General features: G+C 64.0%; 3 protein-coding genes. 1 reads left to right on the top strand and 2 read right to left on the bottom strand.

Going from position 1 to position 2221, the window contains the following annotated elements:
• Window positions 1–318: acyl-CoA thioesterase (locus tag ABZD10_RS15350; protein ID WP_372887857.1), on the top strand; the 318-nt coding region annotated here is incomplete at its 5' end.
• A gap of 87 nt (window positions 319–405) precedes the next feature.
• On the opposite strand, the gene ABZD10_RS15355 is transcribed toward ABZD10_RS15350, so the two are convergent.
• Both ABZD10_RS15355 and ABZD10_RS15360 read right to left on the bottom strand, forming a co-directional pair.
• Window positions 406–1455 (bottom strand): 2-oxoacid:ferredoxin oxidoreductase subunit beta, encoded by a 1050-nt coding sequence (locus ABZD10_RS15355; RefSeq protein WP_372887859.1) that lies wholly within the window; start codon window positions 1453–1455, stop codon window positions 406–408.
• Window positions 1455–2221 (bottom strand): hypothetical protein (locus ABZD10_RS15360; RefSeq protein ID WP_372887861.1); only part of this gene is annotated, 767 nt, incomplete at its 5' end. The genes ABZD10_RS15360 and ABZD10_RS15355, both read right to left, overlap by 1 nt.

Consider the following 2221-nt stretch of genomic DNA (forward strand, 5'->3'; position numbering starts at 1 on the left):
AACGGCGACATCTTCGGCGGTTGGGTGCTGTCGCAGATGGATGTCGCCAGCGGCATCGTCGCCGCGACCCGCGCCCGCGGGCGGGTGACGACGGTGGCCGTCGATGCGATGAAGTTCATCCGCCCGGTCGGGGTCGGCGACGTGCTCTGCGTCTGGGCCTGGGTCGAGCGCGTCGGGCGCAGCTCGATGGCGATCAGGATCGAGGCCTGGGCCGTGCGCCACCGCAAGGGTTGCACCGAGAAGGTGACCGAGGCGCTGTTCACCTATGTCGCGATCGACGAAGACGGCAGCCCGCGCCCGGTGCCTGCCGAGGAATAGCAACCTCTGGCGCGACAAGAAAAAGACCGGCTTCGATCCGAAGCCGGTCTGTTCGTTCGCGTGCCCGACCCGTGGTCGGGCCTCGGGTCAACGCAGGCCTTCGTTGATGCTTTTCAGCACTTTCGAGCCCGGGCACAACTCGTCCTTGCCCAGCTCGTTCAGCGGCCGGCTGGCCAGCTCCATGCCGGTGCTCAGATCCTTGGTGTCGGGGTCGAGGAACAGGAGCCCGGTCAGGATCCGGCCCTCGGCATTGGCGGTCTGGATGGTGTTCAGCGCCGCCTGCCGATCTTCAGTCCTGTGGCCCTCGATGGCCTTTTTCAGATGGATCACCGAGCCGTCATGCAGGGTCACGCTCTTGGTGGTGCCCTCGGCGTACTGGGTGCGGATCTCGTCGCGCATGGGCACGAAATCCAGCGGCATGGCGTCGAGATGGTCGCGGGTTTCCGAATAGCTCTTGGTCGAGCCGGCATGGTTGTTGAAGGTCACGCAGGGGCTGACCACGTCGATGAAGGCAAAGCCGTTGTGGGCCATGGCGGCGCGGATCAGCGGCTCGAGCTGCTCCTTGTCGCCCGAGAAGCTGCGGGCCACGAAACTGGCGCCCTGCAGGATTGCAAGGCTGGCCAGGTCGATGCCCTCGAAGCCGTTCACATCACCGTATTTGCTGACCGAGCCGAGATCGGCGGTGGCGCTGTCCTGCCCCTTGGTCAGCCCGTAGCAGCCGTTGTTGGCGACGATATAGGTCATGTTCACGTTGCGCCGCACCAGGTGGATGAACTGCCCCATGCCGATCGAGGCGGTGTCGCCATCGCCCGAGACCCCGATATAGGTCAGCTGGCGGTTGGCGACGCTGGCCCCGGTGGCCACCGAGGGCATGCGCCCATGCACCGAGTTGAAGCCGTGGCTGCGGCTCATGAAATAGGTCGGCATCTTCGAGGAACAGCCGATGCCCGACAGTTTGGCGATGCGGTGCGGCGGGATCGAGGACTTGAAGCAGGCATAGCGGATCGCCCCGGCAATGCTGTCATGGCCACAGCCGGCGCAGAGCGTCGAGATGGCGCCGTCATAGTCGGCGATGGTCAGGCCAATGCTGTTGGTCGGCAGCCGCGGATGGCGGAATTTCGGCGTGACATAGGACATCAGGCGGTCTCCTTGTGCAGCGGCACGATCTTGGCGCTCTTGGTGTTCAGCCCCTGGCGGATCTGATTGGCGATGTCGCGGGCGGTGATCGGGGTGCCCGAATAGTTCAGCACGCTGGTAAGCTTGCTGGGGGTGATGTGGCATTCGTTCATGATCAGCTGGCGCATCTGCCCGTCGCGGTTCTGCTCGATCACAAAGACCATGTCGTGATCGTGGATGAACTGGTCGAGGCTTTCATGGAACGGGAAGGCGCGGATGCGCAGCGTGTCGATCGGATAGCCCTCGTCGGCCAGGATCTCGACCGCCTCATAGCTGGGCGAGGCCGAGGTGCCAAAGAACAGCGCCCCGAGCTTCAGCTTGGTCTTGGGCTTCTTCACCTCGATCGGCGCGTGCGGCTTGGGTTGCGGCACCAGTGTCTTGGCGGTGTCGAACTTGCGCAGCAGCCGGTCGACGTTCTGCACGTAGTCCTCGCCGCTTTCCGAATAGACCGCCATCTCGTTCTTGGACGAGCCGCGGGTGAAATAGGCGCCCTTGGTCGGGTGGGTGCCGGGCAGGGTGCGATAGCAGATGCCGTCACCGTCCACGTCGAGGTAACGGCCCCATTTCGCCGTGTTATCAAGCCCTTCGGCGTCCAGCACCTTGCCCCGGTCCATTTCATAGTTGTCGTCCCACTCGAGCGGCGGCGACATCCAGTCATTCATGCCCAGATCGAGATCGGACATCATGATGATCGGGGTCTGCAAGCGCTCGGCCAGATCAAAGGCCT

It is taken from the genome of Shimia sp., from assembly GCF_041624275.1.
In the GTDB taxonomy this organism is placed as follows: Bacteria; Pseudomonadota; Alphaproteobacteria; order Rhodobacterales; family Rhodobacteraceae; genus Shimia.